Origin of the sequence: Dyella subtropica (assembly GCF_026283965.1) — a bacterium.
Classification (GTDB): Bacteria; Pseudomonadota; Gammaproteobacteria; order Xanthomonadales; family Rhodanobacteraceae; genus Dyella_D; species Dyella_D subtropica.
Genome location: NZ_JAPDPD010000003.1, coordinates 178,830 through 194,690, shown reverse-complemented (window position 1 = coordinate 194,690; position 15,861 = coordinate 178,830). Strand labels below are relative to the sequence as shown.

The following is a 15,861-nucleotide window of genomic DNA, read 5'->3' as shown; positions in this document are numbered from 1 at the left end:
GTGCCTTTCGGCACGGCCCCGACTTAAGGCACATCCATCTGTCACGTCGAGGTGCGCATATAGCCGATATGATTGCGCACGCCTCCGGTATCGCGCGCATTGGCGCGCCCCTCCCTCCGCTGCCGCGCCATGACGGTATGGCGCGGCCTGCACAAAGACAGCCCGGTACGGAAACCTAGTGAACATCTTCGCGCCTCTGATCCGCCGCCCTGTCGGCACCTCACTGCTCGCGCTGGGCCTGATTCTGGCCGGCCTGTTCGCCTATCGCCTGCTGGGCGTGGCCGCCCTGCCGTCGCTGGAATTCCCAGGTGTGTTCGTGGTGTCCTCGATGCCGGGCGCCAGCGCGCAGACGATGGCGACCACGGTGCTGGCGCCGCTGGAGCGCCACCTGGGCCGCATCCCTGGCGTGGAGGAAATGTACGGCAACGCCACCGAGGGCTCGGCCACGGTGCAGGTTCGCTTCAACTTCGGGCGCAGCGCGGATAAGGCCGCGCGCGATGTGCAGGCGGCCATCAATGCTGCCGCGGTGGATCTGCCCTCGGGCATGCCGTCGCTGCCGCAGTACTTCAAGTTCGATACCTCGCAAATTCCCATCCTGCTGGTATCGCTGACCTCGACCAGCCTGCCGCCGGACAAGCTGTACGACCTCACCGACACCCTGCTCAAACCGGCGGTGGCGCAGGTGCCCGGCGTGGCGCAGGTGCAGGTGTTTGGCGGCACGCCGCATGCAGTGCGCATCGAGCTGGATACCAATGCACTGGCCGCCAAAAAGCTGAGCGCGGACGACGTGAGCAATGCGCTGCGCGCGGCCAACGTCACCTCGCCGCAGGGCACGCTGAGCGATGGTCACACGCAGACCACGGTCACGGCGACCGACTCGCTGCACACGCCAGAGGATTTCGCCAAGCTGCTGATCTCGGTGAAGAACGGCACGCCGGTGCGCTTGTCCGATGTGGCTCGGGTCACCAGCGGGCAGCAGGATATCTATCAGGCGGCCTGGTTCAACGGCAAAACCACGGTGGCGATGCAGATCAGCAAGCGTGCCGAGGCGAATGCCGTCGCCACGGTGGAAGAAATCCGCAAGCGCCTGCCGGAGTTCCGCCAATGGATGCCGGCGGACGTGGTGATCACGCCCATCTTCGACCTTACCCAGACCACCAAGTCCGCCTTGCACGAAGTGCAGGTGGCGCTGCTGATCAGCATCGTGATGGTGGTGTTGGTGATGCTGGTGTTCTTGCGCCGGCTGCGACCCACCTTGATCGCCACGCTCAGCGTGCCGCTGTCGCTAGCCGGTGCCTTCGTGGTGATGTACTTCCTCGGCTATACGCTCAACACGTTGTCGCTGGTCGCGCTGGTGTTGTGCATCGGCTTTGTGGTGGACGACGCCATCGTGGTGATCGAGAACATCGTGCGTCATATGGAGCACGGTGAGCCGCCGTTGCAGGCGGCGCTGGTCGGCGTGCGCGAGATCGGTTTCACGGTGGTATCGATCACCTTGTCGCTGGTGGCGGTGTTCGCGCCGCTGCTGTTCGGCAACAACATGCTGGTCATGTTGCTGCGCGAATTTTCAGTGACGCTGGCGGTGGCGGTAGTGATCTCGGCGCTGGTGTCGCTGACTCTCACGCCGGCTCTATGCGGTTACTTCCTCACCCACGACGAGCCAGGCACCCGCACGCCGGGCCGGATGGAGCGCGCACTGGAGCGCTTCGACCGCGGCCTGCATCGTGCCTATGAGCGCGCGCTGGATTGGGCCATGCGCCATCGCCGGATCATGCGCTGGCAGCCCTTGATCCTGTTGATCCTGACGGGCGTGCTCGCATTTGCCGTGGCGAAGACCGCAGGCGGCAACTTCATGCCAGAGGAAGACATCGGCATGATCCAGGGCGATATTCGCGCGGATGCCAATATCTCGCCCACCATGATGGCGACGCGCGCCAAGCGCGCCGCCGAGATCATGGAGGCCGATCCGGCCGTGCTCGATGTACTGACCACGCTCGGTTCCAACGACGGCAATGGCGCCGTGGGCAACGCGGGCAGCATGTTCGTCGACCTCAAGCCGCTAGGCGACGGCCCCAACGATCGCCACGACAGCGCCAAGAAGGTGATGGAGCGCCTCAGCAAACAGTACGACCCGCTGCCCGACGTAAAGGTATCGCTGAGCCTGGTGCAGTTCCTCGGCGGCGGCGGCAGCGGCGATGGCGGCGGCAAGTACGAGTTCCAGCTGATCGGCACCGGTGGCCAGGATCTGCAGCCGTGGACGCTGAAGATGGTGCGTTACATGCGCACGCTGAAGGATTTGCGCGACGTCACCAGCAACTTCGATCTCACTGGCAAGCAACAGTTGCTGAAGGTGGACCGCGAAGCCGCCGGCCGCCTGCACGTGGGCATGGGCACGATCGACACCGCGCTGTTCAACTCCTTCGGCCAGCGCCAGGTGTCGGTGATCTATTCCGACATCAACCAGTACTGGGTGGTGCTGACCTCAGCCGCCGCGCAATCGCTGAGCCCGGAGTCGCTGCTCAACGTACGCGTGCGCAACAGTCAGGGCTTGATGATTCCGCTGTCTGCCGTGGCGCGTATCCAACCTAATATCAGCCCCACGCGCATCCGCCACCACAACCAGCTGGAAGCCTCCACCATCCGCTACAACCTGGCCGAGAACGTGCAGCAGGACCGCGGCGTCGCGCTGGTCGAGCAGGCCGCCATCGCCGTGGGTCTGCCGGCTGGTGTGAAAGTCGAATTCACCGGCGACAACCAGCGCCTGCAACAGGCCAAGTCGAACGGCATGGTGTTGCTGCTGGCCTCGATCCTGGCGATGTACATCGTGCTGGGCATTCTTTACGAAAGCCTCGGCCATCCATTGACCATTCTTTCCACGCTGCCGGCCGCCGGCATGGGCGCCTTCCTGGCGATGCTGGTGACGCAGACCCAGGTCACGCTGATGGCGATCATCGCGATCCTGATGCTGATCGGCATCGTGAAGAAGAACGCGATCCTGATGGTGGACTTCGCCTTGGTGGCGCAGCGCGAACGCGGCCTGTCACCGCCAGAGGCGATTCGCGAGGCGGCGCTGGTGCGCTTCCGTCCGATCACCATGACCACGCTGGTAGCGATGGGCGCGGCGCTGCCGCTGGCGATCGGCTTCGGCGTGGGCTCGGAAATGCGCCAGCCGCTGGGCGTGGCGATCGTGGGTGGCCTGCTGGTGTCGCAGCTGCTGACCTTGCTCAGCACACCAGCGATCTATCTGTGGAACTTCGATCGCAAGGCACGCAAGGCGGCACGGCAGGCGCGGCGTGCGGCGAAGCGGGCGTTGAAGGCAGCCGAGCAGGCGGCCTGACAACACGCGCTCCTGGAACCACCCCCAGCTTGTCCCAAAAAAGTGACTTCCCACGGTCGCAAGGAAGGGAATGTGTGTACCCGTGCCCTTTGACAGGGTGCGGACTTCAGGCACATTCGCGACGCGGGGCTCCAGGCGCATATAGTCGGCTGTAGACCGCGACACCGGCCTGGCTGGGACATGCCGTGAATCTCTTCGCACCCCTTATCCGACGCCCCATCGGCACTTCGCTGCTCGCGCTGGGTCTGGTGCTGGCCGGTTTCTGGGCCTATCTGCTGCTGGGCGTGGCTGCGCTGCCGACCATCGAGTTTCCCGGCGTGGTGGTGTTCTCGCAGATGCCGGGCGCAAACGCGCAAACCATGGCCAGCACGGTGGTGGCGCCGCTGGAACGGCATTTCGGCCGTATCCCCGGCATTCGGCAGATGACGTCGCTGACCAACGACGGCGGCACGCAGATCCAGATCCTGTTCGACTTTGGGCGTAGCGCCGACAAGGCCGCGCGCGACGTGCAGGCGGCGATCAACGCGGCCGCGCCCGACCTGCCGAGCGGCATGCCCAACCCGCCGCAGTACTTCAAGTTCGATACCTCGCAGATCCCGGTGCTGCTGGTCTCGCTGACCTCCACCAGTCTGCCGCCCGACAAGCTGTACGACCTTACCGACAACTTGATCCGGCCGACGGTGGCGCAGATCCCCGGCGTGGCCCAGGTGCAGGTATTCGGCGGCACGCCGCACGCGGTGCGGGTGGAACTGATTCCGTTCGCGCTGGCCGCCAAGCAACTTACCGCCGACGACGTGAGCAACGCCCTGATCGCGGCCAACGTCACCTCGCCGCAGGGCACTATCGGCGACGGCCACACGCTGATGACGGTTACCGCCACCGACGGGCTGCAGACGCCGGAGGAATTCGGCCGCTTGCTGATCTCGGTCAAGAACGGCACGCCGGTGCGGCTGTCCGACGTGGCCACCATCAGCGGCGGCGAGCAGGATCAGTACCAGGCCGCCTGGTTCAACGGCAACCGCACCGTGGCGATGCAGATCAGCAAGCGCGCCGATGCGAATGCCGTGGCCACCGCGGATGCCATCCGCGCGAAGCTGCCCGAGTTCCAGCGACTGGTGCCGGCAGACGTGCAGATCACCCCGATCTTCGATCTGACCCAGACCACCAAGTCGGCCCTGCATGAAGTGCAGCTGGCCCTGCTGCTCAGCATCGTGATGGTGGCGGTGGTGATGCTGGTCTTCCTGCGCCGCATCGGCCCCACCCTGATCGCCATGCTCAGCGTGCCGTTGTCGCTGGCCGGCGCCTTCACGCTGATGTGGTCGCTCGGCTATACCCTGAACACGCTGTCGCTGGTGGCCCTGGTGCTGTGCATCGGCTTCGTGGTGGACGACGCCATCGTGGTGATCGAGAACATCGTGCGCCATATGGAGCACGGCGAGGCCGCCTTGCCGGCGTCGCTGGTCGGCGTGCGCGAAATCGGCTTCACGGTGATCTCGATCACCTTGTCACTGGTCGCGGTGTTCGCGCCGATGCTGTTCGGCAACAACATGTTCACCGTATTGATGCGCGAGTTCTCGGTGACCTTGACCGCCGCCGTGGTGATCTCGGCCGTGGTCTCGCTCACCCTCACACCAGCGCTATGCGGCCGCTACCTGACGCTTGCGCACGCCGAGGGCAAGCCGCCTTCGCGGCTGTCGCTGGCGCTGGAGCGTTTCGACCACGGCCTGCACCATATCTACGAACGCGGACTGGACTGGGCCATGCACCACCGCAGTCTGATGCGCTGGCAGCCGCTGATCCTGCTGATACTCACCGGTGTACTCGCCTTCGCGGTGGTGAAGACTGCCGGCGGCGGGGTGATGCCGCAGGAAGACATCAGCATGCTGCAGGCCAACGTCACCGCCGACGCCAATATCTCGCCGATCCTGCTGGCCGAACGCGCGCAGAAGATCGGCGAGATCATGCTGGCCGACCCCGCGGTGCAGGACGTCACCAATATCCTCGGCAACAACAACACCAACGGCGCGGTAGGCAACAGCACCACGCTGTTCGTGGACCTCAAGCCGCTGGGCAACGGGCCGGGCGAACGCCGGGACCCGGTCAAGACGGTGATCGAGCGGCTGGACAAGCAGTACAAGGCGATCCCCGACCTGGTGGTGACGCTCACGCCCATCCAGTTCCTCGACAATGGCGGCGATGGCAGCGGCGGCGGCCAGTACCAGTTCCAGCTCATCAGCACCACCAGCACCGACCTGCAGGCGCCTGCGCTGAAGCTCTCGCGCATCATGCGCGGCATGAAGGCGTTCCGCGACGTCACCACCAGCTTCGACAGCATCGGCAAACAGCAGATGCTCAAGGTGAACCGCGAGGCAGCCGGCCGCCTGCACCTGAACGTGGCCCAGGTGGATGAGGCGCTGTACAACGCCTTCGGCCAGCGACCGGTCTCGCTGATCTATTCGGATATCAACCAGTACTGGGTGGTGCTGACCGCGGCCGGCGCGGAGACGATCAGTCCGGAAGCCCTGCTCAACATTTACGTGCGCAACGGCCAGGGCAAGATGATCCCCTTGTCCGCGGTGGCGAAGATCGAGCGGAACATCACCCCGGTGACCATCAAGCATTTCAACCAGCTGGAATCCACCACCATCAACTACAACCTGGCGGAAGGCGTATCGCAGGCCGAGGGCTTGCGGCTCGTCGATCAGGCCATCGCCGCCGCCGATCTGCCAGCAGGTGTGCAGAAAGAGTACAGCGGCAACAACCAGCAACTGATCGAGGCGCTCACCAACGGCATCTTTGTGTTCGTCGCCGTGATCCTGGCGATGTACATCGTGCTGGGCGTCCTCTACGAAAGCCTGGTCCATCCGCTGACCATTCTTTCCACCTTGCCGGCCGCGGGCATGGGCGCGTTTCTGGCCATGCTGGTGACGCACACCCAGCTGACGCTGATGTCGGTGATCGCGATCCTGATGCTGATCGGCATCGTGAAGAAGAATGCGATCCTGATGGTGGACTTCGCCCTGGTCGCCGAACGCGAGCGCGGACTCTCGCCGCCAGAAGCGATCCGCGAGGCGGCACTGGTGCGCTTCCGTCCGATCACCATGACCACGCTGGTGGCGATGGGCGCGGCGCTGCCGCTGGCGATCGGCTTCGGCGCGGGCTCGGAAATGCGCCAGCCGTTGGGCGTGGCCATCCTCGGCGGGCTTTTGGTGTCGCAATTGCTGACCCTGCTCAGTACGCCTGCGATCTATCTGCGCATCTACGACCGCAAGGAGCGCAAGGCTGCGCGCAAGGCGCGGCGTGCGGCGAAGCGGGCCCTGAAGGCGACGGGACAGACGGCCTGATCGCGCTGTCTCCGCTTCAATCCTTGGGACTGGTGCAAGCCGCGTAGCGCTGGCCTTCGACCCGCAGCAAGTCGCTGCCGTCGTGCGCGGCGAGGCTGCCCGTGTAGTGCTCCGGCGAATCGAAGGCCACCCGCCCACGCGCGGGCATCGATGGATGCCCCGGGCAGTTCAGTGTCCACGCCAGCGACGTGCGGCTGCGCTGCTCGTCGCCTCGCTGGCACGCCTCGATGCCGGGCAACGGCAGGGCAGCGAACTCGGCCCACGGATCGGCATCCTCGTCCACGCAATGCCATGCCACTTGTTCGGCCCCCGGATGGCCTTGCCGGACGACGTGCGTGACGATCTTCCACAACCCGGGCATCGCCTGAAAGTCGCCGGCATCGGCATGCACGGCGGTCGCCGCCATGGCCACCACCAGCCCTGCCGACAGATAGAGAAGAGGGTGGCGAAACCACCGCTGATGGACGATGGGTGAAGTCATCGTGCTGATGCTCCTGGCTGCCTGGTACGCGGAACCGGCACCGCATCGCGCGGTGCCGGCGGGTAAAGCCGTATCCACTGGACGCTCAGCCCTGCGTATCGTCGTCCTCATCGTCCGACTCGGCGGCGCGGCCGAAGTTGAACATGCTCATCAGATTACCGATGGCCGGCGCATTGACCGGCACGTACGGGTCGCCGGGGCGCGTGCGCGGGTTGGGCAGGTTGTCGCGACCGCGCGGCGAAATGGTTTCGTGCAGGCGCCAGTTGGCCTCGACGAATTTGTCGAAGGACACATGGTCGTAGTACGCGTGCACCACGCGGCCGCCGGTGGAGAAGCGCGACACCACCAGCAGCGGGATGCGCGTGCCGTCGCCGAAGAAATCGATCGGCTGGATGTAGCCTGAGTCCCAATAGCCGCCGCCTTCGTCGAAGGTCACCATGATCGCGGTGTCCTTCCACACCTCGGGATTCGCCTTGGCCATGTCCACGATCTTCTTCACATAGCCCTCGAACAGACCGAGCTTGGACGAGGCCGGGTGGCCGTCCAGGATGCCGTCCGGCTTGGCGATGGCCACCGCGGGCAGGGTGTTGTGCTGGATATCGTTGTACAGGTCGTTGAGATCCTGGTTGTTGGCGCGCAACTTGGGATCGGTCATGACCTGGGTGGAATACAGGAACGGGTCGCAGATATTGCAGAAGGTGCCGGCTTCGCCGTTTTCCTTGCCGTTGCCCCAGCCTTCGCCGTAGTACTTCCAGCTCACATGGTGGCGGCTCAACAGCAGGGCGAGGTTTTCCTGTCGCGTCGGCGGGATGGTGAACTGATTGGCGCCCAGCGGGGCCGGCGTGCCGTCACCGAGGTAGCCCGGGTTGTAGTTGTTCACCAGATAGTAGGCGCCGCGCTGGCAGTCGCCGCCGCGGAAGCTGCGGTAGGGCAGTCCGTGCAGGTAATCCTTGACCGCATCCACCCCAGGCTGGCTGTCGTCGGCGCAATTGACGTAGGAACCGCCGCCATAGCCATCCTGCGTGTACCAGTTGTCCGTACCGGGTTGCGCGTTGGGATTTTCGATCTGGTTGGCCGGTGGTGTGACGGGGCGCCCGTCGGCATCGGCGTAGTAAATCAGGCTGCCGTAGCCAAGCATGATGTGGTTGGCGCCGGTGCCGCCCATCACCGACTGGTGGAAGTTGTCGCTCAACGCATACTCGCGCGCCAGCTCGGCGAAATACGGCGCATCGCCCTTGGCCATGTTGAGGAACTGCATGGCGGTGGCACCTTCACCGGTGCTCTGTTCGTTGAAACCGGCCGGCAACGGCTTGCCGTTGCTGCCGGCGCCGACGCTGGTCTCCACCCAGGGGAACAGGTCGCTGCGGCAACCGCTGGGATTGTGCGGCGTAGCGGCGCTGCTGGAGCAGTCGAGCTGTTGCCACATCTGGAAGAAGCGATGCACCGGACTGTTGGCGTAGTCGTCATAGCTCAGCGAGGCGCTCATATCGACCGGCGCATTCGGCAACTGGCTGGGGAAGCGGGTGTCGATCACCTTGTGCGGCAACCCGGTACCACCCGTGGCTAGCTGCGCATAGTCAGCAACCGGCAGGCCCGGTTCGATCGCTTGCGCTTGGGCGGCGGAAGCGAAGTACGGCTGGGTCGGCGCGCCACCGGTATTCATCGCCGGCAGTACGGCATAAGGCACGGTGTGCTGGGGTGCGATCGAGAACGCACCCGTGTCGGTAGCCTTCCATTGCTGTGCGGCGGCGACATTCGGCCCGGGCGTGCCATCGGCATTGACGATGCCTTCCGACAACAGGTTGCGCACGCTCTGTCCCTTCGGCGGCGTGTAGGTAGCGTAAACATGATCGAAGGTGCGGTTCTCACCGATCAGCAGGATGACGTGCTTGATCGGCGTGCGCGTGCGGTCGCTGCGGTCGTCGGGATCGCCTGGCCGATGCAGCACCGCGATGCCGCCGGGCAGGCCGCCGCGCGGACTGGTACCGGCGCCCGGAATACCGTGGCGGAATGGCGCGTCTTGGTCAGGCGGAGTGTTCTGCGCGCTGGCCGCGCCGGCCAGGGCAGTGGCAAGCGCGGTAAGCAACAACGGTAAGAAACGCTTACGGCCGAAGAGCATGGGCATAACATGGACTCCTGCAGACTGCAGCAACTGCAATCGAGTGGCCCCCCTGATTTCGGCCGGCGACATCGCGTGGTGTGCTGGCCGCCCGGCAGCATGGTCCCCACGTATGACGTTGCGTTGGCAGCTTCACGACAACGGAGACGCCGTGGATGACAGCGCCGCTACAGGCGCAAAGCCTTGCGCATACGCGGAAAATTGCGCTGTTTCAGGCTCGCGGCAACAGCTTGAAGGGTCGCATCATCTCGTTGTCTTCGTGCTCGAGCAGGTGGCAATGCCAGACATAGCGTCCGGGCTCGCCTTCGAAACGCATGATGATGCGAGTGACCATGCCGGGGTCGGCACGCACGGTGTCTTTCCATCCCGCCTCGTGCGGCGGCGGCGCCTGGCCCGGGCCGGTGTATTTCAGCCCGCGCCGGGCGTTCCAGGCGAACAGGTCGAATGGCCGCCGCTCGATCACCTGGAAGCGCACCAGATGCAGATGGATCGGATGCACGTCGCCGGTAAGGTTGACCAAACTCCAGATCTCCACGCTGTCCTGGCGCGGGTTCTCGGTGATCGGCGCCGACCAGTGCCGGCCACCGAGCATCATCATCATGGCGTTGCCGCCCGTGTCGTCCCGTTCGCCCAGGGTGAGGATGCGATCGCGTACCGCGGTAGCCGGATCGATGCGCGGCACCGCACGCAATACGCTGGGCAGCATCGAGCTGTCGCGGCGGCCGCGGTCGCGTACCCGAAATTGCAGGATCGCTTCCGATTGCTGGCGAAGCTGCACCGTTTGGCCGTCCAGATCCGCGAAGTCCACCACCACGTCGGCGCGCTCGGCCGGATACAGTTCGATCTGTTCGCGCTCGACCGGCGCCGGCAACAGGCCCTGGTCGCTGCCGATCTGCTGGAATGGCTTACGGTTCGACAGCGAGAGATTGAAGTGCCGGGCGTTGGCGACGTTGACCAGGCGTAAACGATAGCGGCGCGGCTCCACCTCCAGATAGGGGTAGAGCTTGCCGTTGCACAGCGTAGCGTTGCCGTAGCACTCCGATACCCACGGCGCGGCGGGATCGTCGGAAACGGGATAGTAGAGCTGGCCATCCTGCGCGATCAGGCGATCGCACAGGATCAGCGGCAGCTCGCATTCGCCCGAGGGCAGTCCCAGCGCCTGTTCTTCCGGGTCGCGAAGGTGGAAGGCGCCGAACAAGCCGGCGTAGATGTTGAGCCGGGTGACGCCCATGGCGTGGTCGTGATACCAGAGCGTGGCCGCGTCCTGTGCGTTGGGATAGTGGTACAGCGCCGAGTGACCCGGTGCGTATCCATCCTCCGGCCAGCCGTCGCTATCGGCGGGCACGCGGGCGCCATGCACGTGGGTGACCGTGCGCACCTCCGGCTTCGATCGGTCCGCGCCGTGGATGGCGTGGTCGATCGGCAGGAAGTGCCGCGTGGGCAGGGCGTTGACCCACTCGACCAGCAGCGGCTCACCGCGCATCGCTTCCAGGGTAGGCCCCGGCGAGCTGCCCTGGTAACCCCACAACGGCGTGGGCGGAAGATCGCGGTGCAGGCGCGCCTGGAAGGCGCGCATCTCCATCCGGTAATAGGGGAGCATGCGGTCTGCATAGCGCGGATGCGTACGTTGTTCCGTGATGCGTGCGATCGGCGGGATCGGCAACGCATCGACGAAACGCGTCAGCGTCGCTGGATTGACTAGCGCAACCTTGGGCTCGGCGAGCTGTGGCACGCTCATGCGACCCGCTGGCATCGGCATCGCCGCGGTGGCGCGCAGTACATCGGCCAGCATGGGAAAGCCCAGCAGGCTGCCTGCGCCGAGCAAGAATTGGCGGCGGGTGAAACTCATGTGCGTGGGCCCGTGGGCACCCGCACGAGAGATGGCCTGCGGAAACGAGGTGGGCCGGTCATGCGGCCCAACTTAGAAAGGCTGGGTGACAGTTCTGTGGCAATTCCGCACGCGAGAGAGGTTTAGCCCCTCCCCCTGCCTGTCCCTCTTTCGGCACAGGCAGGGAAGGGGCAGGCTGTCTCAAGTTGGCGGCGTTTACTCAACCGCCTCGGCCACTTCCATCGGCAGCTTTTCCGGCCCCTTCGCCACCGGCGCGGCCAACATGCGCGCCTTACGCCAGCCACCCCAGCGGTAGTAGCTCATCGCCATCAGCATCGCGGCCAGCGAGCCAAGCGGGAAACTCCACCAGATGGCGTCGGAGCCCATGCTCGGCATCAGCGAGAGCGCGAAGGGTGGACGGATCAACCACATCGAGATGGTGAGGATGATCAGCGGCGGCCATACGGCACCGGTGGAGCGCACCACGCCGAACAGCACGAAGGTGACACCGAAGAACATGAAGGACCACACCGCGATCATGTTCAAATGCTGGGCCAGCGCCAGCGCCTCACCATCGCCGGGCAGGAACAGGTTCAGCGCGCCGCGGTTGAATAGATAGATCAGCGCGATCAGCGATCCGCTGAGCAGGAAGTTGTAGGCCACGCCGACCTTGGCGATGCGATCCACGCGATCCCACAAGCGTGCGCCGACGTTCTGTGCGGCCATCGACGACACGGCCGCGCCGATCGCCATCGCCGGCATCTGCACATAGGTCCACAGCTGCGTCGCAGCGCCATAGGCGGCAACGGTTTGCGAGCCGTAGCCGTTCACCAGGCGCATCATCAGCATGCCGGACGTGGAGATCACCATCATCTGCAGGCCCATCGGCAGGCCCTTGAACACCAGCGCGCGCAGGATGGTCATGTCCGGCTTGAGATAGATCAGCTCTTCGCGGGTCAGGCACAGGAAGTGCTTGCGCGCATACAGCGTGGTGAGCAACGCCACCAGCGCCACGCTCTGCGAGATCAGCGTGGCGGTGGCCGAGCCGGCCGTGCCCATCGCCGGGATCGGGCCGACGCCGAAAATGAAGAGCGGGTTGAGTGCGATGTCCAGCACCACCGACATGGCCATGAACATGAGCGGCGTGCGCGCATCGCCCGCGCCGCGCAAGGTCATCATCACGAAGTTGTAGAAGTACATTGCCGGCATGGCGATGAAGATGGTGCGCAGATACGGTACGGCGAAGGGCAGCGCGTCCACTGGCGTGCCGAGCTGGCGCAGCATCCACGACGTGTTGAAGTAGCCGAGCAGCGCCACCAGCATCGACAGCGCGACGAAGAAGCTCACGCCGGTGCCCACCACGCGCTTGGCCTCGACCATGTTGCGCGCACCCAGGCTCTGCCCCACCAGGATGGTGCTGGCCATGCTCACGCCGAACACGGCGGTGAGCAACAGGAACACGATGATGCTGGCGTTGCTGATCGCGCTGAGCGCGGACTCGCCGAGGTAGTGGCCGATCCAGACCACGTTGACGGAAGCATTGAGTGACTGCAGTGCGGTGCTGCCGAGAATCGGCAGCGCGAACATCAACAGGGTACGGGCGATCGGCCCTTCGGTGAGTAGCGGCTGACGGGCAGCGGGGGATGACATGAAGGAATTCCGGGGAGAGCGGGGAATGGGTCAGGACGATGCGACGGCATCGTCCCATGAGGCGGCGGCGAGACGGCGCGCATGCTCGCGCACATCGGCTGGCCAATGCTCGATGAGTTCGGCGAAGCGGTCGCGCTCGCCACGCCAGTAGGCGCGCGAGGCTTCTTCGTAGTGGGGCAAGTCACCGCCCATGGCCTGCATGAAGCGGTCGAGCGCTTCGCTGGATCGGCGTGCGCGGGGGCGATCGTCGCGGCGCGCTTCCTCGACAAGCCTGCGCAATGTGGCGGATGCGCCACCGGGCTGCGCGGCCAGCCAATCCCAGTGCCGCGGCAGCAGGGTGATTTCGCGCGCCACCACACCGAGCTTCGGGCGGCCCGGTCCGCGCGCTGGCTTGTCCGCGGCCGAAGGAAGTTCCTGCGGGAAGGCAGGCACTTCCGATGCCAGCCGCGACAGCACGTCGTCGACCGTGCCGCGGAAATCGATCTCCACCGGCAGGCTGCTCTGGTCGTCGAACACCAGCACTGGGCCCACCGCCCCGGCATCGATCGCCTGCTTGGTAGCCACGGCCACTTCCGCCAGCGAACCGGAGGCGATCAGGCGATAGCCATCGAAAGCCGTGCAGGTTTGGCTTTGACTCGGATGCATGATTAAACCCGGAAGAAAATGTGAGGGCAAATTTTGCCCGGGTTAAAGAGCGTCGTCAATAAAACCCGGATAAATAAACGTGAAGACGACCAAACCACCTTTCAGCACCATCGTGAATACGCTGTCAGCCTTTGAGGTTTACGCCTTCACCCCTCATCGACGGCACTTATTGAACCATATGGTGCACTAAAAGAACCCGGTTCTGAAGGCGCTTCCTAAGGGCAATTCCTATGCTTTCCAGCACCCTCGCCCGCAGCACCCTCGCGTTGGCCCTTGTCGGCTTCGCCACCGCAGCCTCCGCCGTCCACATCGAAGTGGAGGGCGGCCGAAGCTACATGGACTCGTACGGTACCAACACCGCCTTCATCGAAGCTGTCTGCACGCCCCACCCCATCGGCGCCAGCCGCTTTACCTGGTCCCCGGAAGTCTCGGTGGGCTGGGTCGGCGGCCGCAGCATCCATCGGTTTGACGGCACCCGCTACAGCACACGTGACAATGTATGGCTCGCCGCTGGCGGCGCTCGCCTTCATTACGGCAGCGAGAGCGACTGGTACCACGGCTTCTTCTATAGCTTGCAAGGCGCGGTGCAAACCGGCCGCACGAGGGCATTGAGCAGCGTGGGCGAATTCATCAACTCCGTCGGCTGGCAGGGCAAATACGTCAGCTTCCAGGTGCGCCACATCTCCAACGGCGGCACGAAGGGGCCGAACCGCGGCGAAACCTTGGCGTTGATTGGCGTGGGTCTCGATCTCTGAAACGCTATTCCTCTGTTTGAAAGACAACGGTCCCGCTCGGGACCGTTGTCTTATGCGTGGTCGGACATCAATGCCCGCCGCCCGCGGATGGCCCGCTCTTGGCTATGAACGGCGGCTTGGTCATCCACACGACGACGATCAGGCTGATGAAGATCCAGCCGAGCACGTGGAACACTTCGTTGAACGAAATCTGGGAGCCCTGCTGGGTAATCATCTGATTGAGCACCATCGCCGCCTTCTGCGGATCGCCACCACCCAGCGTGCTCATCGCTTGCTGCGACGTCGCGTCATACGGCGTGATGTGTTCGCTCAGGTGCGCGTGGTGCACCACCGCGCGGCGATCCCACATGAAGGTGGTGAGCGATGCCGAGAAGCTCGCCCCCAGCGTACGCAGGAACGTGGCTAGGCCACCACCGGCAGCGATCTCATGCGGCTGCAGATCCGACAGCAGGATGGTGGTCACCGGCATGAAGAACAGTGCCACGCCCAGACCCTGCAGCAACTGGACCATCGCGATATGCATGAAGTCGATATCGAGAAAGAACTCAGAGCGCAGGAAGCTGGTGGTACCCATCACCAGAAACGAGATCGACGCGATCAGTCGCAGATCGAAACGCGTGGAGTACTTGCCCACGATAAAGGTGAGCAACACTGGCAGGATGCCCAGCGGCGCACTGGCGAACCCGGCCCAGGTGGAGGTGTAGCCGAGGTTGCGCTGCATCCATTGCGGCACTAGCAGACCGATCGCGAAGAACGCTGCGTACGCCAGCACCAGTGACAGCGTGCCCATGCGGAAATTGCGATAGCGGAACAGGCGCAGATCGACGATCGGCTCTTTGTCGGTCAGTTCCCAGATCAGGAACACGATGATGCCGAGCGCTGCGACGATACTGGTAATGACGATGAAGGTGGAGTTGAACCAGTCCTCGTCGTTGCCCTTGTCCAGCACGATCTGCAACGCACCGACGCCGATGATCAGGGTGATCAGGCCGACGTAGTCGATCTTCGGCCGCTGCGTGACGTCGTTACGCCCCTTCATCTGGTTGGCGATGACCATGCTGGCGAAGATGCCGATGGGCACGTTGATGAAGAAGATCCACGGCCAGGAATAGTTGTCGGTGATCCAACCGCCGAGGATCGGACCAGCGATGGGCGCCACCACCGTCACCATCGCCAGCAGCGCCAGCGCCATGCCGCGTTTGGCGGGTGGATAGATCGAGATCAAAAGCGCCTGTGTCACCGGATACATCGGGCCGGCCACCGCGCCCTGGATCGCGCGGAACAGGATCAGCATCGGCATGCTCTGCGCGACGCCGCACAGGAACGAGGCCATCGAAAACAGCAGGGTCGACCACATGAACATCTTCACCTCGCCGAAGCGGCGGGTGAGGAAGCCGGTGAGCGGCAGCGAGATCGCCATGCTCACCGCGAACGAGGTGATGACCCAGGTGCTCTGGTTCACGCTCACGCCGAGGTTGCCGGCGATGGTCGGCAGCGACACGTTGGCGATGGTGGTGTCCAGCACCTGCATGAAGGTCGCCAGCGACAGGCCGATGGTGGCCAGCACCATATTGGGCGGACGGAATTGGGTGTTCATGAACTAGAGACACTCCAGGAGGGTTGCCCCTCCCCCTGCTCGCAGGGGGAGGTTGGGAGGGGGTGAGCTCTTGTGATGACGCAACGAGTCTTGCGGGGCTTCACC

The 15,861-nt window shown here is 64.5% G+C and carries 9 protein-coding genes; 3 read left to right on the top strand and 6 right to left on the bottom strand.

The window, feature by feature from the left end; all coding sequences use genetic code 11:
* Positions 1 to 178 precede the first annotated feature (178 nt).
* Entirely contained in the window at positions 179 to 3,337 is a 3,159-nt protein-coding gene (locus tag OUZ45_RS04535) for an efflux RND transporter permease subunit (protein WP_266168731.1), read from the top strand.
* Between the two features lie 185 nt (positions 3,338 to 3,522).
* Entirely contained in the window at positions 3,523 to 6,681 is a 3,159-nt protein-coding gene (locus tag OUZ45_RS04530) for an efflux RND transporter permease subunit (protein WP_266168730.1), read from the top strand.
* A 16-nt stretch (positions 6,682 to 6,697) separates the two neighbouring features.
* Here OUZ45_RS04530 and OUZ45_RS04525 read toward each other — a convergent pair whose 3' ends face one another.
* From OUZ45_RS04525 to OUZ45_RS04505, 5 genes are all read right to left on the bottom strand, one after another.
* Entirely contained in the window at positions 6,698 to 7,162 is a 465-nt protein-coding gene (locus tag OUZ45_RS04525) for a DUF3617 domain-containing protein (RefSeq protein WP_266168729.1), read from the bottom strand.
* Positions 7,163 to 7,247: 85 nt separating this feature from the next.
* Entirely contained in the window at positions 7,248 to 9,287 is a 2,040-nt protein-coding gene (locus OUZ45_RS04520) for an alkaline phosphatase family protein (RefSeq protein ID WP_266168728.1), read from the bottom strand.
* Positions 9,288 to 9,492: 205 nt separating this feature from the next.
* Entirely contained in the window at positions 9,493 to 11,130 is a 1,638-nt protein-coding gene (locus OUZ45_RS04515; protein ID WP_266168727.1) for a multicopper oxidase family protein, read from the bottom strand.
* 195 nt (positions 11,131 to 11,325) lie between these two features.
* Complete coding sequence (locus OUZ45_RS04510) at positions 11,326 to 12,759, bottom strand: MATE family efflux transporter (RefSeq protein WP_266168726.1); 1,434 nt, start codon at positions 12,757 to 12,759, stop codon at positions 11,326 to 11,328.
* 30 nt (positions 12,760 to 12,789) lie between these two features.
* Positions 12,790 to 13,404: a DUF2239 family protein gene (locus OUZ45_RS04505; RefSeq protein ID WP_266168725.1), complete on the bottom strand. Its 615-nt coding sequence runs from the start codon at positions 13,402 to 13,404 to the stop codon at positions 12,790 to 12,792.
* Positions 13,405 to 13,634: 230 nt separating this feature from the next.
* Between OUZ45_RS04505 and OUZ45_RS04500 the strand changes: the two genes are divergently transcribed.
* Positions 13,635 to 14,159, top strand: a complete 525-nt coding sequence (locus OUZ45_RS04500; protein WP_266168724.1) for a lipid A 3-O-deacylase — start codon at positions 13,635 to 13,637, stop codon at positions 14,157 to 14,159.
* A 67-nt stretch (positions 14,160 to 14,226) separates the two neighbouring features.
* On the opposite strand, the gene OUZ45_RS04495 is transcribed toward OUZ45_RS04500, so the two are convergent.
* Positions 14,227 to 15,756: a DHA2 family efflux MFS transporter permease subunit gene (locus OUZ45_RS04495; protein ID WP_266168723.1), complete on the bottom strand. Its 1,530-nt coding sequence runs from the start codon at positions 15,754 to 15,756 to the stop codon at positions 14,227 to 14,229.
* Between the last annotated feature and the right edge of the window lie 105 nt (positions 15,757 to 15,861).

Coding starts and splice junctions, on each gene's coding strand:
- OUZ45_RS04510 (WP_266168726.1), bottom strand. CDS start 12,759: ATGTCATCCCCCGCTGCCCGTCAGCCGCTACTCACCGAAGGGCCGATC.
- OUZ45_RS04525 (WP_266168729.1), bottom strand. CDS start 7,162: ATGACTTCACCCATCGTCCATCAGCGGTGGTTTCGCCACCCTCTTCTC.
- OUZ45_RS04495 (WP_266168723.1), bottom strand. CDS start 15,756: ATGAACACCCAATTCCGTCCGCCCAATATGGTGCTGGCCACCATCGGC.
- OUZ45_RS04500 (WP_266168724.1), top strand. CDS start 13,635: ATGCTTTCCAGCACCCTCGCCCGCAGCACCCTCGCGTTGGCCCTTGTC.
- OUZ45_RS04520 (WP_266168728.1), bottom strand. CDS start 9,287: ATGCCCATGCTCTTCGGCCGTAAGCGTTTCTTACCGTTGTTGCTTACC.
- OUZ45_RS04505 (WP_266168725.1), bottom strand. CDS start 13,404: ATGCATCCGAGTCAAAGCCAAACCTGCACGGCTTTCGATGGCTATCGC.
- OUZ45_RS04515 (WP_266168727.1), bottom strand. CDS start 11,130: ATGAGTTTCACCCGCCGCCAATTCTTGCTCGGCGCAGGCAGCCTGCTG.